The sequence below is a fragment of the Shewanella sp. P1-14-1 genome (assembly GCF_001401775.1).
Taxonomy (GTDB): Bacteria; Pseudomonadota; Gammaproteobacteria; order Enterobacterales; family Shewanellaceae; genus Shewanella; species Shewanella japonica.
This window is the reverse complement of sequence record NZ_LKTL01000009.1, coordinates 20,965-40,719: the sequence shown is the minus strand read 5'-3', so window position 1 is coordinate 40,719 and position 19,755 is coordinate 20,965. Positions and strand designations below refer to the sequence as shown.

Here is a 19,755-nt window from a genome sequence, read left to right as displayed (position 1 = left end):
AATGAATTAATTCGCTAATGGCAAGTTTTTCATGCCGATAACACGCTTAATAGCTTGAAGGTAGTTAATGTTTTCAACCCCTTCTAAACGCAAATCTTTTAATGTTGTTTGGATATCATCAAGCTCGGTAGATTCACTGTTTACACTGACTAAGCGCGCACCGTTCACTAATACATTGGCGACCTCACAAATGGTGTTATTGACCATGTAACCAAAACGTTCTTTGTGAATTTTTACTGCTTGAAGATCTGGGTGGGCGTCGATGATATCGATAAACTCTTCAAAGCTATAGGTTTCTTTCGCTAATGCAGGTTGTTCTACCATAAATGCAGGGAAAATCTCTTCTACAAGCTGAGATTTAGCAATCGGGAATTCTGCTTTTAACTTAGGATCCCACTGTTCTAGACCATCTACCGTTTGCACATAACTTTTAACATCCATTTTGCCATCGCGAATTTTGGTGTTATTCAAATCATTGGTGCGAGACATAATGTAAATCTCATCACTTTCACGACGCCATACCTTTTCTGGAACCGGTACAGATAAACGCGCCATACGTTCTGCTGCTTCAGTAAAGTCCTGCCCAAACGTACGGAACTCAAAGCGTGGTTTCGAAATTTCACCAATTGTTAATTCAGACATACTGTTTCCTTTCATATCAAGTCGTTGTTATTGAGTACCCTTTTACAGTACTCCTGTGATTGACAAAAAAAACAGATCTAGATCAACTTTTATTAATTTTAGTCTCAACCTAATCTTACAAAACAGCAAAAACCAAACAAATCACAACAAATATTATACAACAAAATCAACGCACTATAGCAACGCGGTAGTTTCTACAAACAAAATCAAAAAATATTAATTAAAAACTAATTGATTATTTTATTGATCTTGATCCAGTTTTATCCTCACGTTAAGGGGTATGGTTAGCCCATAAGGATTTCAGCTAAAGGTCATAAGAAAATGAGCAAAGAAGTTACGGAACGGATAGACCCCCTAGACATGAATCAATATCGAATGGAAAGGTTGCCTGTCAGATCAAAATCAAACTTTGAGTTGTGGCTAGCACGAAGCGGTATATGGATTGCCTTAGTGGTTTTTGTTGCGATATTAACCGGTGCTCCAGCCTCATTTTTAACTCAATTTGATCCCGCTATGCTAAGTCATTCGGCAGCAGAACACTTTCATGAAGTGGGCTTAACGGAGTTTAGTTGGCACGGCCAAGCCATGTTAGCTATCTTTTGTGCGGCGGTGATTCTATGGATTACCGAGCCTATTCCTAACTACCTTACTTCGCTAATGGTCATTATCGCCTTAGTGTTAACTGGCGTTCTGCCCGAGCGTCAAGCATACGCTCAATTAGGCCACCCTATTATGTGGCTTAACATTCTCTCTTTCATCTTGGCATCTATGTTGGTGTCCTCCGGCGCAGCCAAGCGTTTCGCCTTATGGTTTATATGCCGCTTTGGCACAAGCGCTACACCCATTTTTTATAGTTTTATGGTGATCAACCTAGTGCTATCTGCATTCATTTCAGCCACCACAGCAAAAGCCGCCATCTTGATGCCCATTTTTATGGTAATCGCTGCGGTGTATGGTGCCAGAGGTGGTGACAATAAGAATAATTTTGGCCGTAACTTAGTGCTGCAAAACTTACTACAAATCAACTTATGTGCAGGTGCATTTGTTACTGGCTCAGGAGCAAACTTATTGGCAGCAAGTTTAATTGCTGGCGCGATAGGGGGAAGTTTTTTCTTTGCTGACTGGATGATTGTCGCATTACCCATTGTGGTTTGTATGATTGTTATTGGCTGGCTGCTAGCAACTAAAATATTCTTTCCGTTGGCACCAGAAGAACGCTTACCGCAAATTGAAGGCGGTATGGAGCGCTTAAAAGAAGAACTAGAAAAAATGGGGAAAGTCTCATTCCGTGAGATAAAATCGATCGTCATTTTCGTCACCATTTTGGTTTTTTGGGCAACGGATAAATATCATGGCGTGAGCGCAACAGCGATAGCATTTATTGGTGCCATCGTCGCCTTATGCCCACGTATTGGAGTGGTGAACTGGAACCAAGTCGATGTCCCTTGGCATTTACTCCTATTCTCAGCAGGTGCTTACACCTTAGGCGCAGGTTTTAAACAAACTGACTTACCTAATCTGGCAGTAAATTTTAGCCTAGAATATTTTGGCATGGATGAATCAACCCCATTCAGTGTGTTTTACATTGCCCTCACTGGCGCCATGTTACTGAGCTCGCTAGTATTTCAGTCTAAAACGATGCGAACCATGTTGTTTGTGCCTATCGCAATTGGGATTGCACAGCGATTTGATTTCCCAATCATGAGCTTGGCATTGCCTGTCGCGTTATTGATTGAGCATGTATATGTGCTTCCCTTTAACAGTAAACCAGCCTTGTTGCTTTACTCAACAGATCAGTACAGTCTGAGCGATAGCTTTAAGTTTGGCTTTACGATGTTAATGATAGGCTGGGCCACCAGCATTCTAATGGGTGAAACCTGGTTTAGGTGGTTAGGTTATACCCCTAACGGCGTTTTTTGGTAAGATGTTTTTAGATGGTAAATACTTAATGATAATAAGCAGATATGAATTCAAATAAAAATGAAATTCGCAGTAAACTTGCTCTGCTTCAGCTAGCAACTGAACTTGGCAGTATCAGTAAAGCCTGCGATATTATGGGTTATAGCCGTGATAGCTATTACCGCTTTAAAAAACAATATGAAGAGGCTGGTGAGCGAGGGTTAAAAAACCTCTCTCGTAAAAAACCAGCCCTTAAAAATCGAGTCTCTCAAGAAGTTGAAGATCAAGTGATTGAGATTGCACTCGATTACCCTAATTACGGCCAAGCCAAAGCCGCTGAGCTGCTAACTGCTCGAGGGTGTACGATTTCAGCCAGTGGCGTTCGCACTATTTGGGTTAGGCATAATCTTGAAACCAAAAAAAATCGCTTAGTTGCTTTAAACAGCCACCTACGACAACAAAACCAGCTTAGCTTCAAAAGCCAGCATGATATGGAGCAGCTCTACAAGCTTGAACAAAATGAAACGGCTTTAGACTGTAAATATCCTGGCGATGTCTGTGTACAAGATACGTTTAGTATCGGAGTTGTTGAGCCTATCGGTCAGCTATTTCAGCACACCTTTATCGATGCCTACAGCCAATATGCCATTGCAATTGTGACTGATAATAAAGAGTCTGCGACTGCGGCTGAATTTTTATCAACCACGGTTATGCCTTGGTATCAAGAACACAAGATCCCCATCAATAGTCTACTGACCGATAGAGGGGCGGAGTTTTCAGGCAAACAGTCGGCGGCGCCGTTTAAGCAGCTGCTTGAACAAACCGAGATAAACCATATTCAAATGCGTGCATACAACGGACCTGTAGTTAATGGTTTAGCGGCACGTTTTCAACAGCTCGCTTACGATGAATTTTATGCGCCTTTTTTAAAAAATCATCGCATTACCGATATCGAAGAGCTCAATACCCAACTGCAAAAATGGCTCAACCGCTATAACCATCAATATGCGATTGCAGGTCGTTATACCTTAGGTAAAACAGCTGTTGAAGTCTTAGCTCTCAGTAAGCATTTGCTAACGTAAACAACAGCCTCATTGGTTGTCATTGATATACAAACCTTTGAGGTGTCACCCTTTTGAGCTTCACCCTTACAAAGCTTCATTTTATTGAAACCTTGTAAGGGTGAAGCTTTTTTATTGATTAATAATCAATCGTGGTATCAATTGATTACCAAGGTATGTAAAAATATTGTTTCACCTTACTGGCTGTAATTCAGGATTGAGCAACTGAGCCAGAATTACATTGAGTATTGGTGCTGTTATACGTTAGCCACTGACACACCACACATAAATCACAAGGAAGTTATATGGACTTTTCTGACGGCATTTTACAGCTGAATTCATTTTTTACCGTCACTATCGGTATTATCGTGCTGTTTGTTGGCAGACGCTTAAATCAGGTCGTAGGTTTTTTAAAAGAGTTCAGTATTCCGGAGCCTGTTTCTGGCGGTATTGTTTTCTCGATAATGTTTACCCTCATTTACGCCATCGCCAGTGTTGAGGTGACTTTTGATTTAATGGCTCGAGATATTCTCTTGGTGTACTTTTTTACCACGATTGGGATTAATGCAAGCTTAGGGGATTTAAAGAAAGGTGGAAAACCCTTAGCCATTTTACTGGTAGTGACCATTGGCTACATGATTTTGCAAAACTTAACAGGTATTGGCGTTGCCACATTGTTTAACCAAGAACCAGTTGTTGGCTTATTAGGAGGCAGTGTCTCGTTAATTGGTGGTCACGGCACGGCTATCGCCTGGGCGCCCAAAATTCAAGAACAGTTCGGCCTAACCAGCGCAATGGAAATCGGTATCGCTAGTGCAACATTCGGCCTGATATTAGCCAGTTTAATGGGTGGTCCAATTGCTAAATACCTAATTAATAAGCACCAATTAAAACCTTCGGTTGATTTAGATGCATCAAACACGCAAGGTAAAGAAACCGAAACACCTGTCAAAATGACATCTTTTGATTTTTTAGACGCCCTGCTTGCTATTCATATTTGTGTCATCCTCGGCTTTATCCTTAATGAAGTCGTCAGTAATTTTGGTCTAGATTTACCTTTATTTGTTACCTGCTTATTTGCAGGTATTGTGGTCACCAACTTAACCCCAAAAAGTTACCCAAGACTGACAGGTACAGCTTGGCCTACACGTACTGCGGCTGTCGATTTAATCGCAGATATGGCATTAGGTACTTTCTTAGCTATGTCATTAATGAGTATGCAATTGTGGACGCTTGTTGATTTAGCAGGCCCTATCTTCGCCATTCTAGGTATGCAGTTTATTGTCGCTATTTTAGTGAATCTATTTGTCGTATTTCCTGCAATGGGTAAAAACTACGACGCTGCCGTTATTTGTTCTGGCTTTGGCGGTATTTCATTAGGTTCTACTCCTACCGCAATGGCAAACATGTCAGCCGTATCTATGCGTTACGGCTATTCAGCTCAAGCCTTTATTATTGTGCCACTGGTTTGTGCATTCTTTATCGATCTCGCTAATGCGTTAATCATTCCTTATTTTATCGGCTTGATGCAATAACGCGATACAATCAAAAAAGGCCATCTTGTGATGGCCTTTTTAATATCAATTCAATCAACTGTTGTAGAGCCCACACCTTACTACCACCAGCATTGGCCTCATATAACTACGGCGACACTCAATATCAATTCATCGACAAGCTCATACTAAACATAAATGGTACCTAACAGGTATAACACCCCGTAACCTGATACCAATACTCGCTGACCTTCAAGCTGACAATAAAGCACTCCTCCTCGTGCAGAGGCTTGTCTTGCGACTAAGGTTTGCTTCTCTAAAATAGCGCCCCAATATGGAACTAAACCAGCATGAATAGACCCTGTGGCAGGATCTTCATCACCGCCATTTGCAGGCCAAAAGTAACGAGAAACAAAGTCATACTCGGACTCAGCAACATCGACTTGTGCTGTTACTACAACATCTAAGGGCGCAAGCGTTTTTAGAATGTCAGATTGATATTGCAGCCGCTCTACCTCATCAACTGATGACATGATCGCAAAATAAGCCTGTCCGCTTTTTAACACAGCTCGTGGCGTAATAGACAAACCAGCAATTAATGCTTCAGGGACTTTATTAAGCGGTTCGGGCGCCCTGTTAGGAAAGCTCATTTGAATTCGACCATCAGCCAATTGCGTCACGGATAAACTGCCAGCGTGGGTCGTCATAAACTGCAGCTCGCCTTCACAGCCTAAATGGTCAAATAAAACAAAGGAGGCAGCCAAAGTAGCATGACCGCAGAAGTCTATTTCTGTTAATGGAGAAAACCAGCGGATCTCATAGCGATTGTGAGAAAAGAATTTAATAAAAGCCGTTTCTGATAAGTTATTTTCTGCAGCAATATGTTGCATTAACCCATCATCAAGCCAATCGGTTAAAGGGACGACCGCGGCTGAATTACCTTTAAATTGTTTGTCAGTGAAAGCATCTACGACATATATTTCTAATTCCATGACCACGCTCCAAATCCTTTTGTGGCAGCAGTAACTTAATTCAGACTACAGCCAGTATCTTTGTCAATTACAATGCATAAAGCGTACATATCAGCTAACCAGCTCATACACCATAAAGATTAATAGCGAGTTAACCGACTATTCATTAAAACCAATTTTCGAGATGATAGCTACGACTAAACACTCTTCATACCAGTCATTGACACACTTGCCCCCTGCATTTTCCTTATTTGCTCATACTTTGCTTTGGATGATAAGCAGCGATGAAATCTCTATATTCTTTTGAACAATACTGACGGCCTCGCCCTCTGAGAACGATAATCCGACGAGGAAATCCAAGACGGAACAAGGGCTTTGCGACAAATACAAAATCAAAACCTGCCAACTTTGTATCAATCACTAAAAAACTATTAATTTGTTATTGACACTCTGTATCGATCAATACAGAATGTGCACATCAAATATGTAGCGAACGATACAGAATGTATTCGCTCACCCCGACAACTTATTAAGTTCAACAGATTATGCAGGAAAGAACGATGATCCAAGAAACAGCAATCCCGAAAGGTGACAACATGAAAACAGTCGTAATTACTGGTAGCAGCAGTGGCTTTGGCAAAATGTCAGTAAAGCAGTTTGCAGATAAAGGGCACAAAGTTTACGCAGCCATGCGCAATGCAGACAGCAAGAATCTCGAAGTAAAAAATGAGCTTCAATCATACTCAGAAAACATTGTTGTAGTTGAGATGGACGTTTGTAGTGATGAGTCTGTTAACGCAGCAATAGCTCAAATTATGCTTAAAGAAAGTGCTATTGATGTGCTAATCAACAACGCTGGCATCATGCACATGGGTGTAACGGAGGCATTCAGTGTTGAACAAGCCCAGCAACTGATGAACACCAACTTCTATGGTGTTATCCGCACAGTTCAAGCGGTTGCACCACATATGCGTAATGCGGGTAAAGGCCTAATAATCAATACGACGTCTGTAATTGGCCGAGTATCATGGCCATTTACGGGTACCTACAGTGCGAGTAAGGCAGCAGTAGAAGCGTACTCTCAGAGTCTGAAATTTGAATTAGCACCAAGTGGTGTTGAGGTAGTGATTGTAGAGCCTGGCCCATCAGGTACGAATCTGGCTGGTTCATTTCAACCGGAAGCTCACACGCAGGTGGTTGCAGAAAACCCGCATCTAAAAGAGATCATCGACAATATGAGTGGCTCGTTTGATCAGGTATTGCAAGACCCTAAAACCGATCCACAAAAAGTGGTTGATGGATACTTAACACTGGTGAATATGGAGCACGGCACACGTCCAACACGTACAGCAATTGGTCTAGTGAACAACGTGGATAAAATCAACGATTTCTTCCAGCCACTTCAAGACCAAGTGATCTCAGATTTCCAACTGGACTTCATGCTAGAAACAAAAGTTAACGCCTAATAACACCACTATCACAACCTAAATAAACAAGGTAAAAATTATGTCTTTCAGCATTTCAAACAAAGTCGTCTTTATCACTGGTGCGAACCGAGGTATTGGTAAAAGTATTACTGAGCACTTTATTGATCAAGGCGCGAAGAAAGTGTATCTCGCGGTTCGAAACCCAAATTCAACTAAGTCTCTAGAAGAGCAATATGGTGACAAAGTAGAGACGATTCAAGTCGATATTACCGATGAAGTGTCTATTCTTGCAGCAGCTAAAACAGCAACGGATGTTGATGTTGTCATTAATAACGCGGGGATTATTTCGACAGTACCGCCTCTGGCGGATAATGCGCTCGATACCTTGAAGGTAGAGATGGACGTGAATGTTTACGGACTAATGCGTGTTGCTAAAGCATTTGAAGCGACATTGATTGCAAATCAAGGTGCGCTGGTGCAATTAAACTCGGTTGCTTCACTCAAAAACTATGTGGATATGACCACATACTGCACATCAAAAGCGGCATCTTACTCTGTGACGCAAGGTCTGCGTGATCATTTCAAGCCACATAATGTGAGTGTGCTGAGTGTTCACCCTGGCGTGGTTGCAACGGATATGGCGGATATTACTGGTTTTACTGATATCGCATCGTCACCACAAGTCGTGCCAGTTAGTATTCTTTCTGCGTTGGATGAGGGGCAATTCCACGTATTCCCCGATGCTGTTGCAAAACAGATAGAAGTAGGATTTCAATCCTATGCAGACAACGTCATCATGCAAGATTTTGCAGTATAACAACAAAAGCACGGCATGATGGAAATTCGCCTTTTTAACAATAATAGAGGCTAACAATAGCCTCTATACCCCAAGAAACACAACTTAATATATTCCTATTGTTTCAATCACCACTTAGTCAACTGGACGTGATAAAGGCAGATTAGGATGAGAGAAAACCGATTATGACAACCTATACCGCCATTAACCTAATCAAATACCATGAAAGAGGCCCTATTAGCCCGGATTACTTTCAGACCGTAAAGTTGGATAAACCAAACGCCAATGCGGGTGAATTAATCGTTAAACAGACTTATATGTCTCTTGATCCTGCTATGTTCGGTTGGATGAACGCCGATACCGATAGCTATATGCCACCGGTAGAGTTAGGTACGGTTATGCGCAGCTTCGGCATTGGTGAAGTTGTTGAATCCAACCACTCTGGTTTTAATGTCGGGGATCGTATAACCGGCATGATGGGCTGGCAGGAGTATTTCTTAAGCAATGGAGAAGGTCTGGAGAAAGTCGACTCCTCACTGCCTGATGTTGATATTCTGTCCGTTTTGTCCCTGCCTGGCCTAACCGCTACCCAAGGTTTGTTCAATGTTGGTAAAGCCAAATCGGGGGAAACCCTTGTTGTTACTGGTGCAGCAGGTTCAGTTGGCTCAATTGTCGGCCAACTGGCAAAAGCAGATGGCCTGCGTGTGATTGGAATTGTAGGCAGCGAAGAGAAAGCAAACTGGATCGTCAAAGAATTAGGTTTTGATGGTGCAATCAACTATAAGTCAGACGAGTTAGACGCCCAACTGGCAGCACTTGCGCCCAATGGTATCGATCTGTTTTTCGAAAACACTGGAGGTCCCATTCAGCATCTTATCTACAACAGAATGAATGAACATGGCCGTATTGTTCTCTGTGGTCTGATCGCAGGTTATGAAAAGGGGGAATACAGTGCCGCGCCAAGCTGGATGAACGCGATTAGAAAGCGTTTAACCATCCAAGGCTTCGTAATGACAGATCACTTCCATAATTCACAGGCTCTGTTGGAGAAATTAGCGCCATACGTACTAGAAGGTAAAATCAAACACCGCTCGCACGTATTAACCGGATTGGAATCTGCCATCTCTGGGTTGAACTTGTTCAGCACGGGTGGCAACAAAGGCAAGCTGATCGTTAAGCTGTAATCTGGATTTTATTGACAGGGTATAGTTATATCTGGCTCATTCAAGTGGCTTACTAGGAAAATGTCGAGGAAATTATGACACTAACATTAGAGCAAAGGCTTCAAAGATTAGAAGACCTGGAAGAGATTCGAACTCTACAAGCGAACTATGGTCAATCAGTTGATAAAGGTTGGAACGGCAAAGAGATGGACACTGATAAAGTGCCAGAGATATTTTCCGAAGATGCCATTTGGGAAAACCCTAAGATGAACATCCATCTAAATGGGCACCAGCAAATCACCGAATTCTTTACCGCAATTAATGCTGATAATTCGTTCTTTATGCACAGCTTCACCAACCCACGCATTGAGGTTGACGGTGACAGTGCGAAAGCAAAGTGGGTTCTCTTCTCGCCAATGAAACCCGATGGGCATCTTGTTTGTATGCTTGCAGATTATGATATGGAATATGTACGTACGGCTGAGGGCTGGCGAATCCAGTTGCTTCGATTAAATCTGGCTGAGTTTCTCGGTCAGTAGTCGGTACATTTTCTCTAGTTATTAAATGGCCTCTGGTAGCACCTGAGGTCATTTTTAATTGATTTTAGCTATTACGATTTGAAATAACCTTATCACCCTTTTTATAATTGTACCCATCATCAAGTGCTATACCGATGTATCGTACTGATCTTGTGCACTTCCCGTAACATTGCAGTAGCTAAAACGATGAGGGGTACCCATATTGGGTACCCCTCATCATATTTATCGATATCATGGACCATTAAGCCCATGGTAGCTAGCTTGCGTTATTAGTCTGTAGCGTATTGAGTGCATAGTCCATGATCGATTCTGCAACCTGCCGTGACTCTCCCGCCCGAACCTGAGTAGAAAGGCCATAAAGAACCGACAACAGGTATTTTGCCTGCAGTTCTGCGGTCTCAGACTCAGTTATCCCCCACTCAGACTCAATCAAGGTAGTGATAAAATTTTGGGTTTTTAATCCAAATTGTTTCATATACGCCGTCGCTTCCTCAGGAAAGGCAACGCTGTCAGACTCATTCATGCTTTTTGTTAATAAGCAGCCTAGCGGGGTATCAGCATCTGAAAACACTTGAATCAGTTCATAAAAACACGCTCGTAATTTTTCGATGAAGTGTGTGTCAGAAGGCTCCGTGATATGTCGGAAACTAGGCTCACTGTATTGTGTGATGTAATGCGCGATCACTTCTTTGAACAGCTGTTCTTTATTACCAAAAGCGGCATATAAACTGGGTGTATTGATCCCAAGTTCTGAGGTTAGATTCGCGACAGATGTCGCGGCATAACCGTTGTTCCAAAATAGGCGCATTGCCTTATCGAGTGCGATATCTCTGTCAAACGATCTTTTTCTTCCGGCCATTACCGATAGTTCCCTACCTAAGTTATCTTGATTGATGCCTATTTTGTAGTAATCACTAAATAAAGTCAATTTTGTTATTGACTTTATTTATCGATCGATACACAATTTACACACCAATATGTATCGATCACTACATATTGCAGATTATCGTACAGACGAATTTGTGAATATCAACCAATATGTAGGAACAAACAATGACGATTAAAGCACTAAGAACCCCTGAAGAACGTTTTTCAGTACTCCCTGCGTTTCCTTATCAGCCTAATTATGTTGATGATCTAAGCGGATATGAATCGCTGCGAATGGCGTATATCGATGAAGGTGATAAAGAGTCGGAATACACGTTTCTCTGTTTGCACGGTGAACCAACATGGAGTTATCTATATCGTAAAATGATCCCTGTTTTTACTGAAGCAGGGCATCGTGTTGTTGCCCCTGACTTATTCGGCTTTGGCCGCTCAGATAAGCCTATTGAAGAGTCTGTGTACAACTTTGAGTTCCACAGAAACAGTCTAATTCAATTAATTGAACGCTTAGATCTTAAAAATATTGTGTTGGTTTGTCAGGATTGGGGAGGTTTCCTTGGTCTTACTTTGCCAATGGATATGCAAGATCGTTTCAAAAAACTTATTGTGATGAACACTGGTATCTCAAATGGTGAACCGTTGGCTGAAGCCGCAGTACAGTGGATGGCTTTTAATGAATCGATTTCAGAATTACCAGTAGCAGGGCTAGTCGCATGTGATGCTGGCGCTGCTGTCAATGTGATGGATGCACTTGCGTATGACGCACCATTCCCTGACAAAAACTACAAAGTTGGCGTTAAGCGATTCCCACAAATGATCCCAACAAATGCGGATGATGATGCGGTGAAGTATGGACTTCGTGCGATTGAGTTCTGGTCAAATGAATGGAGCGGTGAAAGCTTTATGGCGATAGGAATGAAAGATGCAATCTTAGGTGAGGCAGCGATGATGCAACTAAAATCGGTGATCAAAGGCTGCCCGGAGCCAATGAAAATCGATGAAGCAGGGCACTTTGTTCAAGAGTACGGTGTTGAAGTGGCAGAGCAAGCGCTTATTCAATTTGGGCTAAATAGATAGTTGAGTTTGGGTATTCTGTGGAAATCACTACAGAGTGCCCAGATGACGATTGTAAAAGCATAGTGATTACTACGCTTTATCGATTTACATTTTACTTGTTTTGAGGTTTAGAAATGTTTAAGAAATTCGTTCAAATTACAGCACTGTTTAATTTCCCTATCGCGATTGGGATCATGATTCCTGAGCTTGTTTCTCCTCAGGCTAACTCATTCATTATCTCGCTTGTACTTGCCTCTTTCCTGATTTGTACCGGTGTAGCGCTACTTTGGGCTGTTTCGGATCTACCCAGACGTGCTCCGATTATTGTTTGGAACGGTTTTGTACGACTTTTCGGTTTTGTTGTTGTCACCTACGCAGCATTGTCAGGTATGGCGCCGACATTGTTTATCCCAATAGCGGTTATGGACTTAATTACTGCGGCCATCTATGTAATAGGAAGTGCCAAAGGAACGGGTATTCCCGTCTCTTCCCTGCTTCTTGGCAAGTCTAATTCTTAACAGTACCCAACGGGTACATCTGTTAGTATATGAGAATAATAGGCTTATTAGTTTTCTGCCGACCTTTTGGTGACATGTACTTTATTATCTCTACACATGTTTAATGTATTGGAACAATAAAGTTTGTACACTAAATACCATTTGGAACAATAAAGTTTGTACACTAATCACTACACCGATCAATAAAGCTTGCACTTTAAATAAAGTAAGTCGAATTTACTGTACCCATTAAGAGTGCTAACCCCAAGAGACTTTGCTGCATCAGCAACGCTATAACCTTGCTCTAGCACCATCAAGACGGCTTCATCTTTATATGCTTGCGGATAACTCTTATGTGATTTTTTTTGACTCATATAGACCTCTTAATTTATTGACCATACTGTCTCAAAATTAAGTGTCCGATGGAATTAGACCAGAACACTCTTCATGCTTTATTTAGATAAAGCAAACTACTGAAGTCCGCACACTAACTCATCAAAATACGAAATCTGTTATTGAACAGATATGAGTACATAATGGCAATAACAATTCAAACTAACCACAAATTCGAGCGGCATAATGTTGCCACTATGGAGTATGAAAATTTAGACGAGAAATTCAAAAAATTGGAAACTAGTTGACAGAAAAGGCAAAAACGATAACCAAGAAGTTAGGAGTAGACGATTGCCAATTGCTTCAAAGCGAAAAAACTCTCGGCCGCAATCAAAGATGAGCTAATAACAAGTATTTGTATTAAGCTTATTAGCGGCCAGATCACGGCGGGGAAGGCAATACTACAATTGCGTACAAAAATGCGACTTGCGAATCAAGATTATGATTACCTCTTTTATAGGTCAATAAATCTTATGGCTCAGCATGATTTTTTTCACATGCTGTTCATAACGTTCTTTCCCACCAAAACCAGCATACATCTTGTAGCTTTCAATATCCTTTCTTACTTTGACTTCTCCCTCTCGTACACCAAGAGAGTCCTGAAAACCTCTTACCTTAACTAAATAATCTGCAATCAAGTTATTTGCAATATTGGAATATGACCCTACTTTTAAAATATACTTTTTAGGTGCGTATATTTGATATCTCACAGCAACAGGACAATCAAGCCATGTTGTAAAATCTCTGTAATTGCATTTTGAACAATTAGATTTTTGGCTCTTTAGGGTGCATCGACTATTTTCGGAGTCCTTATGCCGCCATATTGGAAAAAAGAAAAGCTCCAATTCCTCAATAAAAAAATTCATTACATTACGATAGTCATTTTGTAATGCAATTTCTAGAAAATCATCCGTGTTGAACGTAACTTCCTCTCTAAGCCTATGCTTGTTTAGAGCTTGAAGCTGGTTTGACTCTAAACACCCATAATCAAAGATATCGAAGTAGCCTTCTGGAAAGAATTTTATATTATTAACCAAATAATTAATAATTAACTGTTTCCCACATGGTGCAATTCTTGTGACAACGTTTGATAACACTGCAGCTCTGCTATTTTTAAGTTGAGCAACTGGTAACGCAAGGCCACTTAAATGCTCTCCCTTTAACACCCCACTAATTAACTTAATAACTTCTTTAGATGATGTCTTTGTTGGAACCTGCTGTAAGTTAATAAGATGGACAGCACACCAACTTAATCGATCCCATTCAACTTTAAAGTATGAATATCCGAGATTTGATAATTGCTCTTTAATGCAAAAAGGACAAAACCTCACAGGTAACAGTTTACCACAGGTGGTAGACTTCTTATTGGGATTAAAGGTGCTGTCAAAATGTTCCAGATAGGCTAAAGAGTTAGAAAATATACTTTGTTTGCTATCATGTAAGTAAGTTTGCTCATAAAGTTTCAACAGAGCAGCTTTTTCAAAAATTTGAAATATACCTTTAGCAGAGATAGGAACTTTAGGCTCATCTCCCCAACCTCCTTGTTGTATTATTGTGCCAAAGTCCCAATACCCAAACCTCGATAAAGTTCGAAAAATAAAACTATTTAAAGATTCATTAATGGCAGGAACTAAACCACCATCCGCTTTATTCATTCAAATACAACTCTGCCATACCATCCAACCGACTTTTAACTTCTTTCCAGTTCGGCATCACGCTAGTCAGCAAACGCCAAAACTTTTCACTATGATTGTGCTCTGCAATGTGACAAAGCTCATGTAAAATTACGTAATCAATACATTCTTTAGGCGCTTTAATCAGGTGAGGATTGAGCATCAAGCTTCCCTTTGCAGAACAGCTTCCCCATTGCTTTGCCATCGATAACACTCGAAAACTAGGGATTCCCGTAACCCACGTAACTTGTGGAAGTAATTCAGACAGTCGTTGATGAAAAGCCCGTTCAGCACGAACCTTATACCACTTTGATACTAACGTTTTGGTCAGGGCTTGTTTGTCTTCATTGAAGCGATTCAAAGTAACCAGCAACTTGCCTCGGGTCATTTTGACATTTGAAATACCATCAAGGTCTTCCACAACTTTAAGCACATAGCGCCGTCCAAGATAAAACTGCATTTCACCACTGACATAATGTTTGGGTTGAACATACTCCAAATGCCCACGGAACTCTTTGAGTGCGTCATAGATCCATTTAGCACGCTTCATTACGGCTTCATGAATGTCACCACGCGAGGTATCTTGTGGTGCCATAATTGTCACTTCACAATTAGGATGAACCTTGATGGTTATCTTGGGCTTCTTTCCATCTGACAGGGGCTTACGAACGACTTCATAAGTAACAGCTTCATCACCATAGATGAAACTGTATTCCTCTTTGCTGCCTTCATTTGAACTAACAGAAGTCATTAATGATGGCCCGCCACACCTAGACGAGTGATTTGAATAACGTCGGCAATAATAGCCTTCGCAGAATCCATACCAATGGCTTTAAACAGCACAGGCAATAGCTTACGACGGATCTGATTTTCAATCTCTTGCGGGTTAATTGAATACTCTGCCACAGATGCAGTTACCACTTCATCGATCTGCAACGCATAATCGAAGCGATTATCCTCGCTTAGTACATTGGTATCGGCTAAGTTTTTCAGGAATAATCCATAGTAGGCTTGTACATGACGTTTGATTTTTGGGTCAAGCTCACTAAAGCGGTCGGTTGGTATACCTTCCACATTTCGCTCTTTTACTTGCTCCTCAAAGTCAGCAAATAGGAGATATTGCTTAACAGGCGCATCGAACATCTCTTTGGCTTGCTGAATTGCTTGTTTAAGCAGTTTCGAGAAATACTCTTGTGCATAAGGGTCGTCGGCAAGGTCTTGCTCAATCATCTTAGTGACACGACCTGTGATCGCATCTTTCTTATTGCGAGCCTCATCGTCACTTAGCTCTTCTGGTTTTATATCCTTACCCATGTTGCCAACTAGATAAGCGCCTTTAGACTCTTGGATCTCAACGCCACCGATGTGCTTGTCTAACATAGTGCGAATACTCTCAGCGTACTCGTCGTAATCAATGGTCTCTTCTGCTTGCTCACGGACAACTTTACGCAGCGATGTCATGCTTTTTAGTGTGTCTTTGTAAATCTGGCGCTTATCATCAAAGCTCTTGTCTTCAAAGTAGGTGGCCGATTGCAGAGCGACTTTTAAACAATTAGCAAACGCAGTGAGCGTGCTATAAAAATCTTGGCGTTTCTTTAGGTTTAAGTCTGTTGGTTGACCGTCTACATATTCTATGTTCGGCGCAAATACCCGTGCCATTGCGTGCGGATCTTGGGTGTTTTTTACATTAATAAAAAATGCCCAGAGTTCACTGTATAGCCCTGGCAGTTTCTTATATTCGGTGTCCATTCGGCTGTATAAGCCTTTGAGATCGTCAATATCAAAACCACCTTGGGTACGCTCTGCCAAATCTTGGTAGTCAGCGATGGTGGCATCTAGCTCTTTTAAGATGCCTCGGTAGTCGATGAGGTAACCAAACTCTTTCTTTTGATGTAGACGATTCACACGAGCAATGGCTTGGATAAGGTTGTGCTGTTTAAGCGGCTTATCGATGTAAAGCACGGTGTTCTTTGGTTCATCAAAGCCCGTTAAAAGCTTATCGACCACGATCATCAAGTCAGGGCCATCATCTTTACCAAACTCTTCAATGATATGCTTGGTGTAAGCTTTCTCATCTTGGCCAAAATCTGAGTCCAGTACGTTCTCTTTCCACCAATTCTGTACCACATCTTTGCTTTCTCCATCGACTGTATCGTGCCCCTCACGGGTATCTGGTGGTGACATGGCAACAACCGAGGTCACTTTACCAATTTGGTCGAGAAGCTTCTTATATTGGATAGCAGAGGATTTTGAGTCACAAGCAAGCTGACCTTTTAACCCTTGGCGCTTAAAGTTTTGGAAATGGTCTGAAATATCATGAGCGATAAGCTCGATACGCCCCTCGGTTTGATAGATTTGACCTTTTTGAGCAAATTTCTTCTTCAAATCGGTACGCTGTTTTTCAGTGAGCTTATCGGTGATGCGATCAAACCAAGCATCGAGTGCTTTGTCATTGGTACTCAACTCTGGCACACGCTCTTCGTACAACAGCGGAGTAACGGTTTTATCTTCTACCGCCTGTTGCATGGTGTACGAGTGGATGATTTTACCGAATTTGTTTTCGGTCTTATCGTCTTGCAGCAAAGGTGTACCCGTAAAACCAATATAGGCGGCTTTTGGCAGGGCTTGCTGCATACGAATGTTGTTTTCACCGTTTTGACTGCGGTGGCCTTCATCAACCAGCACTATCATGTCAGGGCTGTCGTTGTAGCACTCATCAAGCTCTATTGCGGTGCCAAACTTGTTGATGATGGAGAAGATAATACGCTCATTGCCTTTACCAATTTGCTCAGCAAGGCGTTTACCCGTTGTAGCCATGGCAGTTTTACGATCTTTTTCAGACAAGGCTCCGCCAGAAGCGAAGGTACGCGCTAGCTGATCTTCCAAATCCACACGGTCAGTAACCACTACCACACGGCATTTAGCGAGTTCTTTAACCCAAATCAGTGCCTTGGACAAGAACACCATGGTGAACGATTTACCCGAACCTGTGGTATGCCATATAACCCCACCATTACGTGCGCCTTGCTCATCAAAAGAGGTTACACGCTCAATTAATGCTTTAATGCCAAAGACCTGCTGATAACGGGCAACGATTTTGCCCGCTTTTTTATCGAACAAGGTGAAGAGTTGGGTCATTTCCAGAAGGCGGTCATGACGAAGTAGTGATACCAATAAACGGTCTTGGTCTGTCACCATTAAATCACCGCCAGCAATCAGCGATAGGTATTCATCACTTACTTTGGCAGGGCGGTGAGCAAATAGCTTATCAAGCTGCGCTGGCGCAAGTGGCGTATTTTTAAGACGTTCAAAAGTGGCTTCGGTGATCTGTTCTTCTTTCCACTTCGCCCAGAATTTACTTGGTGTGCCGCATGTACCGTATAAACCTTCATGTCCATTCACCGACATTAGCAATTGGCTATAGGCAAACAGATGTGGGATCTCATCGACTTTTTGATTGCGGATGTTTTGTGAAATACCCTCGGCAACAGTTGGCTTGCCCTCATGGGAAGAATCAGGACGTTTGGCTTCAATGACTACCCAAGGTAGGCCGTTCACAAAGCAGACAATGTCGGGAATGCGATGACCCGTTCCATGAGCATTTTCTACTTCTAGCTCTTCGGTAAAATGGAACTGGTTGTTCTCAGGAGTTTCCCAATCAATGACATTGATCGTTGGGCTGGCTTTCTTGCCATTAACAAACTCGGTTACGCCAATGCCGTAGGTGAGGGTGTTATACAGTTTTTCATTGGCCGCTTTCAGCCCTTCGTTCATAGCAGGGTTGGCAAGCTCGTGGACAATTTTATCGATGGCCGATTCCGATAGGTGATGATCTTTCCCCATGAATGAATAGGTTTTGTGCTTAAGGACATCACGCAGTACATCAGGCAAAATAACGGTAGAGAGGTTGCCACGCTTAACGACACATTCGCTCGGAGGAATGAATTGATAGCCAAGGTTAGTCAGTAAAGTAAGTGCAGGTATTTTGGCGCTTTGCTCTTCTCGGAAGTTGGGTAAATTGCGATTATCCATTCTTGTTCCCTTTCGTCGCCATACTCATCATCTCGGCCATCGGCATTTTAGGCCCCTGTTCTTGGCTTAAAAGTCCAGTCTCGGAGCGACTAAATAGTGCTTGTAAAACAATGTCGCGAGACTCTTTATCTATCTCTGACTCATGTGTTAGGGATAGGTACAAGTAGGTTAGCTGTTCTCGTTCTTCAGCATCTCTCATTAAGTGAAAAGAACTAAATGTCACTTTAGCTAACACCCGAACAATAAAAGTAAATACTGCTGCAATAGACCCAAAAAGGATCGCACCTTGGAGTGTGTTTAGTTTGAGCTTCAAATCTTGAGCGGATAACCAGTCTTTGAAGAAATCGACACCAACTACTAGAGCTATAACACAGATTGCACCAAGCAAAATTGCCGCAATAAAACCTTGAGTACGATATCTTTCTGCCGCAGTTTTCCAATACTCTGCTGGTTTTTTTAGACGTAACTTTTCTTCGTAAGTTTTCTCTAACTCAGAGATAGTTTCTGCCCAAGTATGTAGATGGTCATCAAACGATTTGTTTTGCTTGCGAATCGCTCTTGCATTTAACTTTTTATTGACTCGATGTAGTTTGGTTGAACTTACTTTTATTTCAGACTCCCACTCTTGAAAGTCAGTTTTTAGCTCCGATACTTCTGAGAACAACTCGTCTTTTGAGTCAGCAAAAGCATTGCGCAGATGCCCAAGAGAGACTTTTTCACCATTTCTTCTTCTGGTTATATCGGAGGCCTGATTTAAGAACTCATAGCCTAATAAAGCTCCGTTAAATGCATCAATGTTGTTTTGATTCATCGTGACTTTGTTTCTAATGACAAGATCAAGAAAGGCTTTAGCAACATTAGGGTTATGTTCAAGGAAACACTGAATGTAAGGTTGGACGCTTGGGTGCCCACTCCACAGCCAATGCTGTTGGAGTGGTGCATAAACATTTTGCCGAAGTTGGTTTAGTTTTTGCTGAAGAGCGTTGTCATCCAATTGGTCAAGCTCATCTAACCAGTTTTCTATATTTGTGGTTAGGGTATTCAAGTAACTGAATGAATTAATAGTCGCATCATTAACGTTGTGCTTCGCTTTAATCGTTTCCGACTGCTCTTTCCACAAATCTCGTTCTTTTTGAGCGAAGTCATAAAGGGATCGTAGGTTAGTAAACTCTTTACGGAAGCCTGAGATGTCGGTGAGAGTAATCTTAATATCTCTATCTGGGATCAT

The 19,755-nt window shown here is 41.8% G+C and carries 16 protein-coding genes and 1 pseudogene; 9 read left to right on the top strand and 8 right to left on the bottom strand.

Features of this window, described 5'->3' with window-relative positions; translation table 11 throughout:
* Window positions 1-6: 6 nt before the first annotated feature.
* Window positions 7-642, bottom strand: a complete 636-nt coding sequence (locus tag AN944_RS08130) for a hypothetical protein (RefSeq protein WP_055024107.1) — start codon at window positions 640-642, stop codon at window positions 7-9.
* Between the two features lie 321 nt (window positions 643-963).
* Between AN944_RS08130 and AN944_RS08125 the strand changes: the two genes are divergently transcribed.
* The 3 genes from AN944_RS08125 to gltS all read left to right on the top strand — a co-directional run bounded on the left by AN944_RS08125 (window position 964) and on the right by gltS (window position 5,137).
* Entirely contained in the window at window positions 964-2,565 is a 1,602-nt protein-coding gene (locus AN944_RS08125) for a DASS family sodium-coupled anion symporter (RefSeq protein ID WP_055024106.1), read from the top strand.
* 41 nt (window positions 2,566-2,606) lie between these two features.
* Window positions 2,607-3,623 (top strand): helix-turn-helix domain-containing protein, encoded by a 1,017-nt coding sequence (locus AN944_RS08120; protein ID WP_055024105.1) that lies wholly within the window; start codon window positions 2,607-2,609, stop codon window positions 3,621-3,623.
* 284 nt (window positions 3,624-3,907) lie between these two features.
* Window positions 3,908-5,137, top strand: a complete 1,230-nt coding sequence (gene gltS, locus AN944_RS08115; RefSeq protein ID WP_055024104.1) for a sodium/glutamate symporter — start codon at window positions 3,908-3,910, stop codon at window positions 5,135-5,137.
* A 146-nt stretch (window positions 5,138-5,283) separates the two neighbouring features.
* Here the strand turns inward: gltS and AN944_RS08110 are convergent, their stop codons facing one another.
* Window positions 5,284-6,087, bottom strand: a complete 804-nt coding sequence (locus tag AN944_RS08110; protein ID WP_055024103.1) for a PhzF family phenazine biosynthesis protein — start codon at window positions 6,085-6,087, stop codon at window positions 5,284-5,286.
* A 539-nt stretch (window positions 6,088-6,626) separates the two neighbouring features.
* Between AN944_RS08110 and AN944_RS08105 the strand changes: the two genes are divergently transcribed.
* The 4 genes from AN944_RS08105 to AN944_RS08090 all read left to right on the top strand — a co-directional run bounded on the left by AN944_RS08105 (window position 6,627) and on the right by AN944_RS08090 (window position 9,991).
* The gene (locus AN944_RS08105; protein WP_055024102.1) at window positions 6,627-7,532 is read left to right on the top strand and encodes an SDR family oxidoreductase; all 906 of its coding nucleotides are present in this window, start codon (window positions 6,627-6,629) and stop codon (window positions 7,530-7,532) included.
* Between the two features lie 40 nt (window positions 7,533-7,572).
* Window positions 7,573-8,310 (top strand): SDR family oxidoreductase, encoded by a 738-nt coding sequence (locus AN944_RS08100; RefSeq protein WP_055024101.1) that lies wholly within the window; start codon window positions 7,573-7,575, stop codon window positions 8,308-8,310.
* Window positions 8,311-8,474: 164 nt separating this feature from the next.
* The gene (locus tag AN944_RS08095) at window positions 8,475-9,473 is read left to right on the top strand and encodes an NADP-dependent oxidoreductase (protein WP_055024100.1); all 999 of its coding nucleotides are present in this window, start codon (window positions 8,475-8,477) and stop codon (window positions 9,471-9,473) included.
* 74 nt (window positions 9,474-9,547) lie between these two features.
* Entirely contained in the window at window positions 9,548-9,991 is a 444-nt protein-coding gene (locus tag AN944_RS08090) for a nuclear transport factor 2 family protein (RefSeq protein WP_055024099.1), read from the top strand.
* A 256-nt stretch (window positions 9,992-10,247) separates the two neighbouring features.
* On the opposite strand, the gene AN944_RS08085 is transcribed toward AN944_RS08090, so the two are convergent.
* A complete protein-coding gene (locus AN944_RS08085) occupies window positions 10,248-10,850 on the bottom strand; it encodes a TetR/AcrR family transcriptional regulator (protein ID WP_055024098.1) in 603 nt (200 codons plus the stop codon).
* A gap of 194 nt (window positions 10,851-11,044) precedes the next feature.
* Here AN944_RS08085 and AN944_RS08080 point away from each other — a divergent pair, with 194 nt between their 5' ends.
* Entirely contained in the window at window positions 11,045-11,953 is a 909-nt protein-coding gene (locus tag AN944_RS08080) for a haloalkane dehalogenase (RefSeq protein WP_055024097.1), read from the top strand.
* Between the two features lie 113 nt (window positions 11,954-12,066).
* Window positions 12,067-12,450 (top strand): hypothetical protein, encoded by a 384-nt coding sequence (locus AN944_RS08075; RefSeq protein ID WP_055024096.1) that lies wholly within the window; start codon window positions 12,067-12,069, stop codon window positions 12,448-12,450.
* A 233-nt stretch (window positions 12,451-12,683) separates the two neighbouring features.
* Here AN944_RS08075 and AN944_RS21495 read toward each other — a convergent pair.
* The 5 genes and pseudogenes from AN944_RS21495 to AN944_RS08055 all read right to left on the bottom strand — a co-directional run.
* Window positions 12,684-12,803: pseudogene (locus tag AN944_RS21495) on the bottom strand (transposase); the annotation flags it as partial.
* A 480-nt stretch (window positions 12,804-13,283) separates the two neighbouring features.
* Window positions 13,284-14,477: a hypothetical protein gene (locus tag AN944_RS08070; protein WP_055024095.1), complete on the bottom strand. Its 1,194-nt coding sequence runs from the start codon at window positions 14,475-14,477 to the stop codon at window positions 13,284-13,286.
* The gene (locus AN944_RS08065; RefSeq protein ID WP_055024094.1) at window positions 14,470-15,246 is read right to left on the bottom strand and encodes a M48 family metallopeptidase; all 777 of its coding nucleotides are present in this window, start codon (window positions 15,244-15,246) and stop codon (window positions 14,470-14,472) included. Before AN944_RS08065 ends, AN944_RS08070 begins: the two co-directional genes overlap by 8 nt.
* Window positions 15,246-18,527, bottom strand: a complete 3,282-nt coding sequence (locus AN944_RS08060) for a type I restriction endonuclease subunit R (RefSeq protein ID WP_055024093.1) — start codon at window positions 18,525-18,527, stop codon at window positions 15,246-15,248. Before AN944_RS08060 ends, AN944_RS08065 begins: the two co-directional genes overlap by 1 nt.
* The gene (locus AN944_RS08055; protein ID WP_055024092.1) at window positions 18,520-19,755 is read right to left on the bottom strand and encodes a DUF6161 domain-containing protein; all 1,236 of its coding nucleotides are present in this window, start codon (window positions 19,753-19,755) and stop codon (window positions 18,520-18,522) included. Before AN944_RS08055 ends, AN944_RS08060 begins: the two co-directional genes overlap by 8 nt.

What these genes read in the sequence shown, in the direction of transcription:
- AN944_RS08130 (WP_055024107.1), bottom strand. Translation starts at nt 642, where the DNA reads ATGTCTGAATTAACAATTGGTGAAATTTCGAAACCACGCTTTGAGTTC.
- AN944_RS08125 (WP_055024106.1), top strand. Translation starts at nt 964, where the DNA reads ATGAGCAAAGAAGTTACGGAACGGATAGACCCCCTAGACATGAATCAA.
- AN944_RS08120 (WP_055024105.1), top strand. Translation starts at nt 2,607, where the DNA reads ATGAATTCAAATAAAAATGAAATTCGCAGTAAACTTGCTCTGCTTCAG.
- gltS (WP_055024104.1), top strand. Translation starts at nt 3,908, where the DNA reads ATGGACTTTTCTGACGGCATTTTACAGCTGAATTCATTTTTTACCGTC.
- AN944_RS08110 (WP_055024103.1), bottom strand. Translation starts at nt 6,087, where the DNA reads ATGGAATTAGAAATATATGTCGTAGATGCTTTCACTGACAAACAATTT.
- AN944_RS08105 (WP_055024102.1), top strand. Translation starts at nt 6,627, where the DNA reads ATGATCCAAGAAACAGCAATCCCGAAAGGTGACAACATGAAAACAGTC.
- AN944_RS08100 (WP_055024101.1), top strand. Translation starts at nt 7,573, where the DNA reads ATGTCTTTCAGCATTTCAAACAAAGTCGTCTTTATCACTGGTGCGAAC.
- AN944_RS08095 (WP_055024100.1), top strand. Translation starts at nt 8,475, where the DNA reads ATGACAACCTATACCGCCATTAACCTAATCAAATACCATGAAAGAGGC.
- AN944_RS08090 (WP_055024099.1), top strand. Translation starts at nt 9,548, where the DNA reads ATGACACTAACATTAGAGCAAAGGCTTCAAAGATTAGAAGACCTGGAA.
- AN944_RS08085 (WP_055024098.1), bottom strand. Translation starts at nt 10,850, where the DNA reads ATGGCCGGAAGAAAAAGATCGTTTGACAGAGATATCGCACTCGATAAG.
- AN944_RS08080 (WP_055024097.1), top strand. Translation starts at nt 11,045, where the DNA reads ATGACGATTAAAGCACTAAGAACCCCTGAAGAACGTTTTTCAGTACTC.
- AN944_RS08075 (WP_055024096.1), top strand. Translation starts at nt 12,067, where the DNA reads ATGTTTAAGAAATTCGTTCAAATTACAGCACTGTTTAATTTCCCTATC.
- AN944_RS08070 (WP_055024095.1), bottom strand. Translation starts at nt 14,477, where the DNA reads ATGAATAAAGCGGATGGTGGTTTAGTTCCTGCCATTAATGAATCTTTA.
- AN944_RS08065 (WP_055024094.1), bottom strand. Translation starts at nt 15,246, where the DNA reads ATGACTTCTGTTAGTTCAAATGAAGGCAGCAAAGAGGAATACAGTTTC.
- AN944_RS08060 (WP_055024093.1), bottom strand. Translation starts at nt 18,527, where the DNA reads ATGGATAATCGCAATTTACCCAACTTCCGAGAAGAGCAAAGCGCCAAA.
- AN944_RS08055 (WP_055024092.1), bottom strand. Translation starts at nt 19,755, where the DNA reads ATGATCCCAGATAGAGATATTAAGATTACTCTCACCGACATCTCAGGC.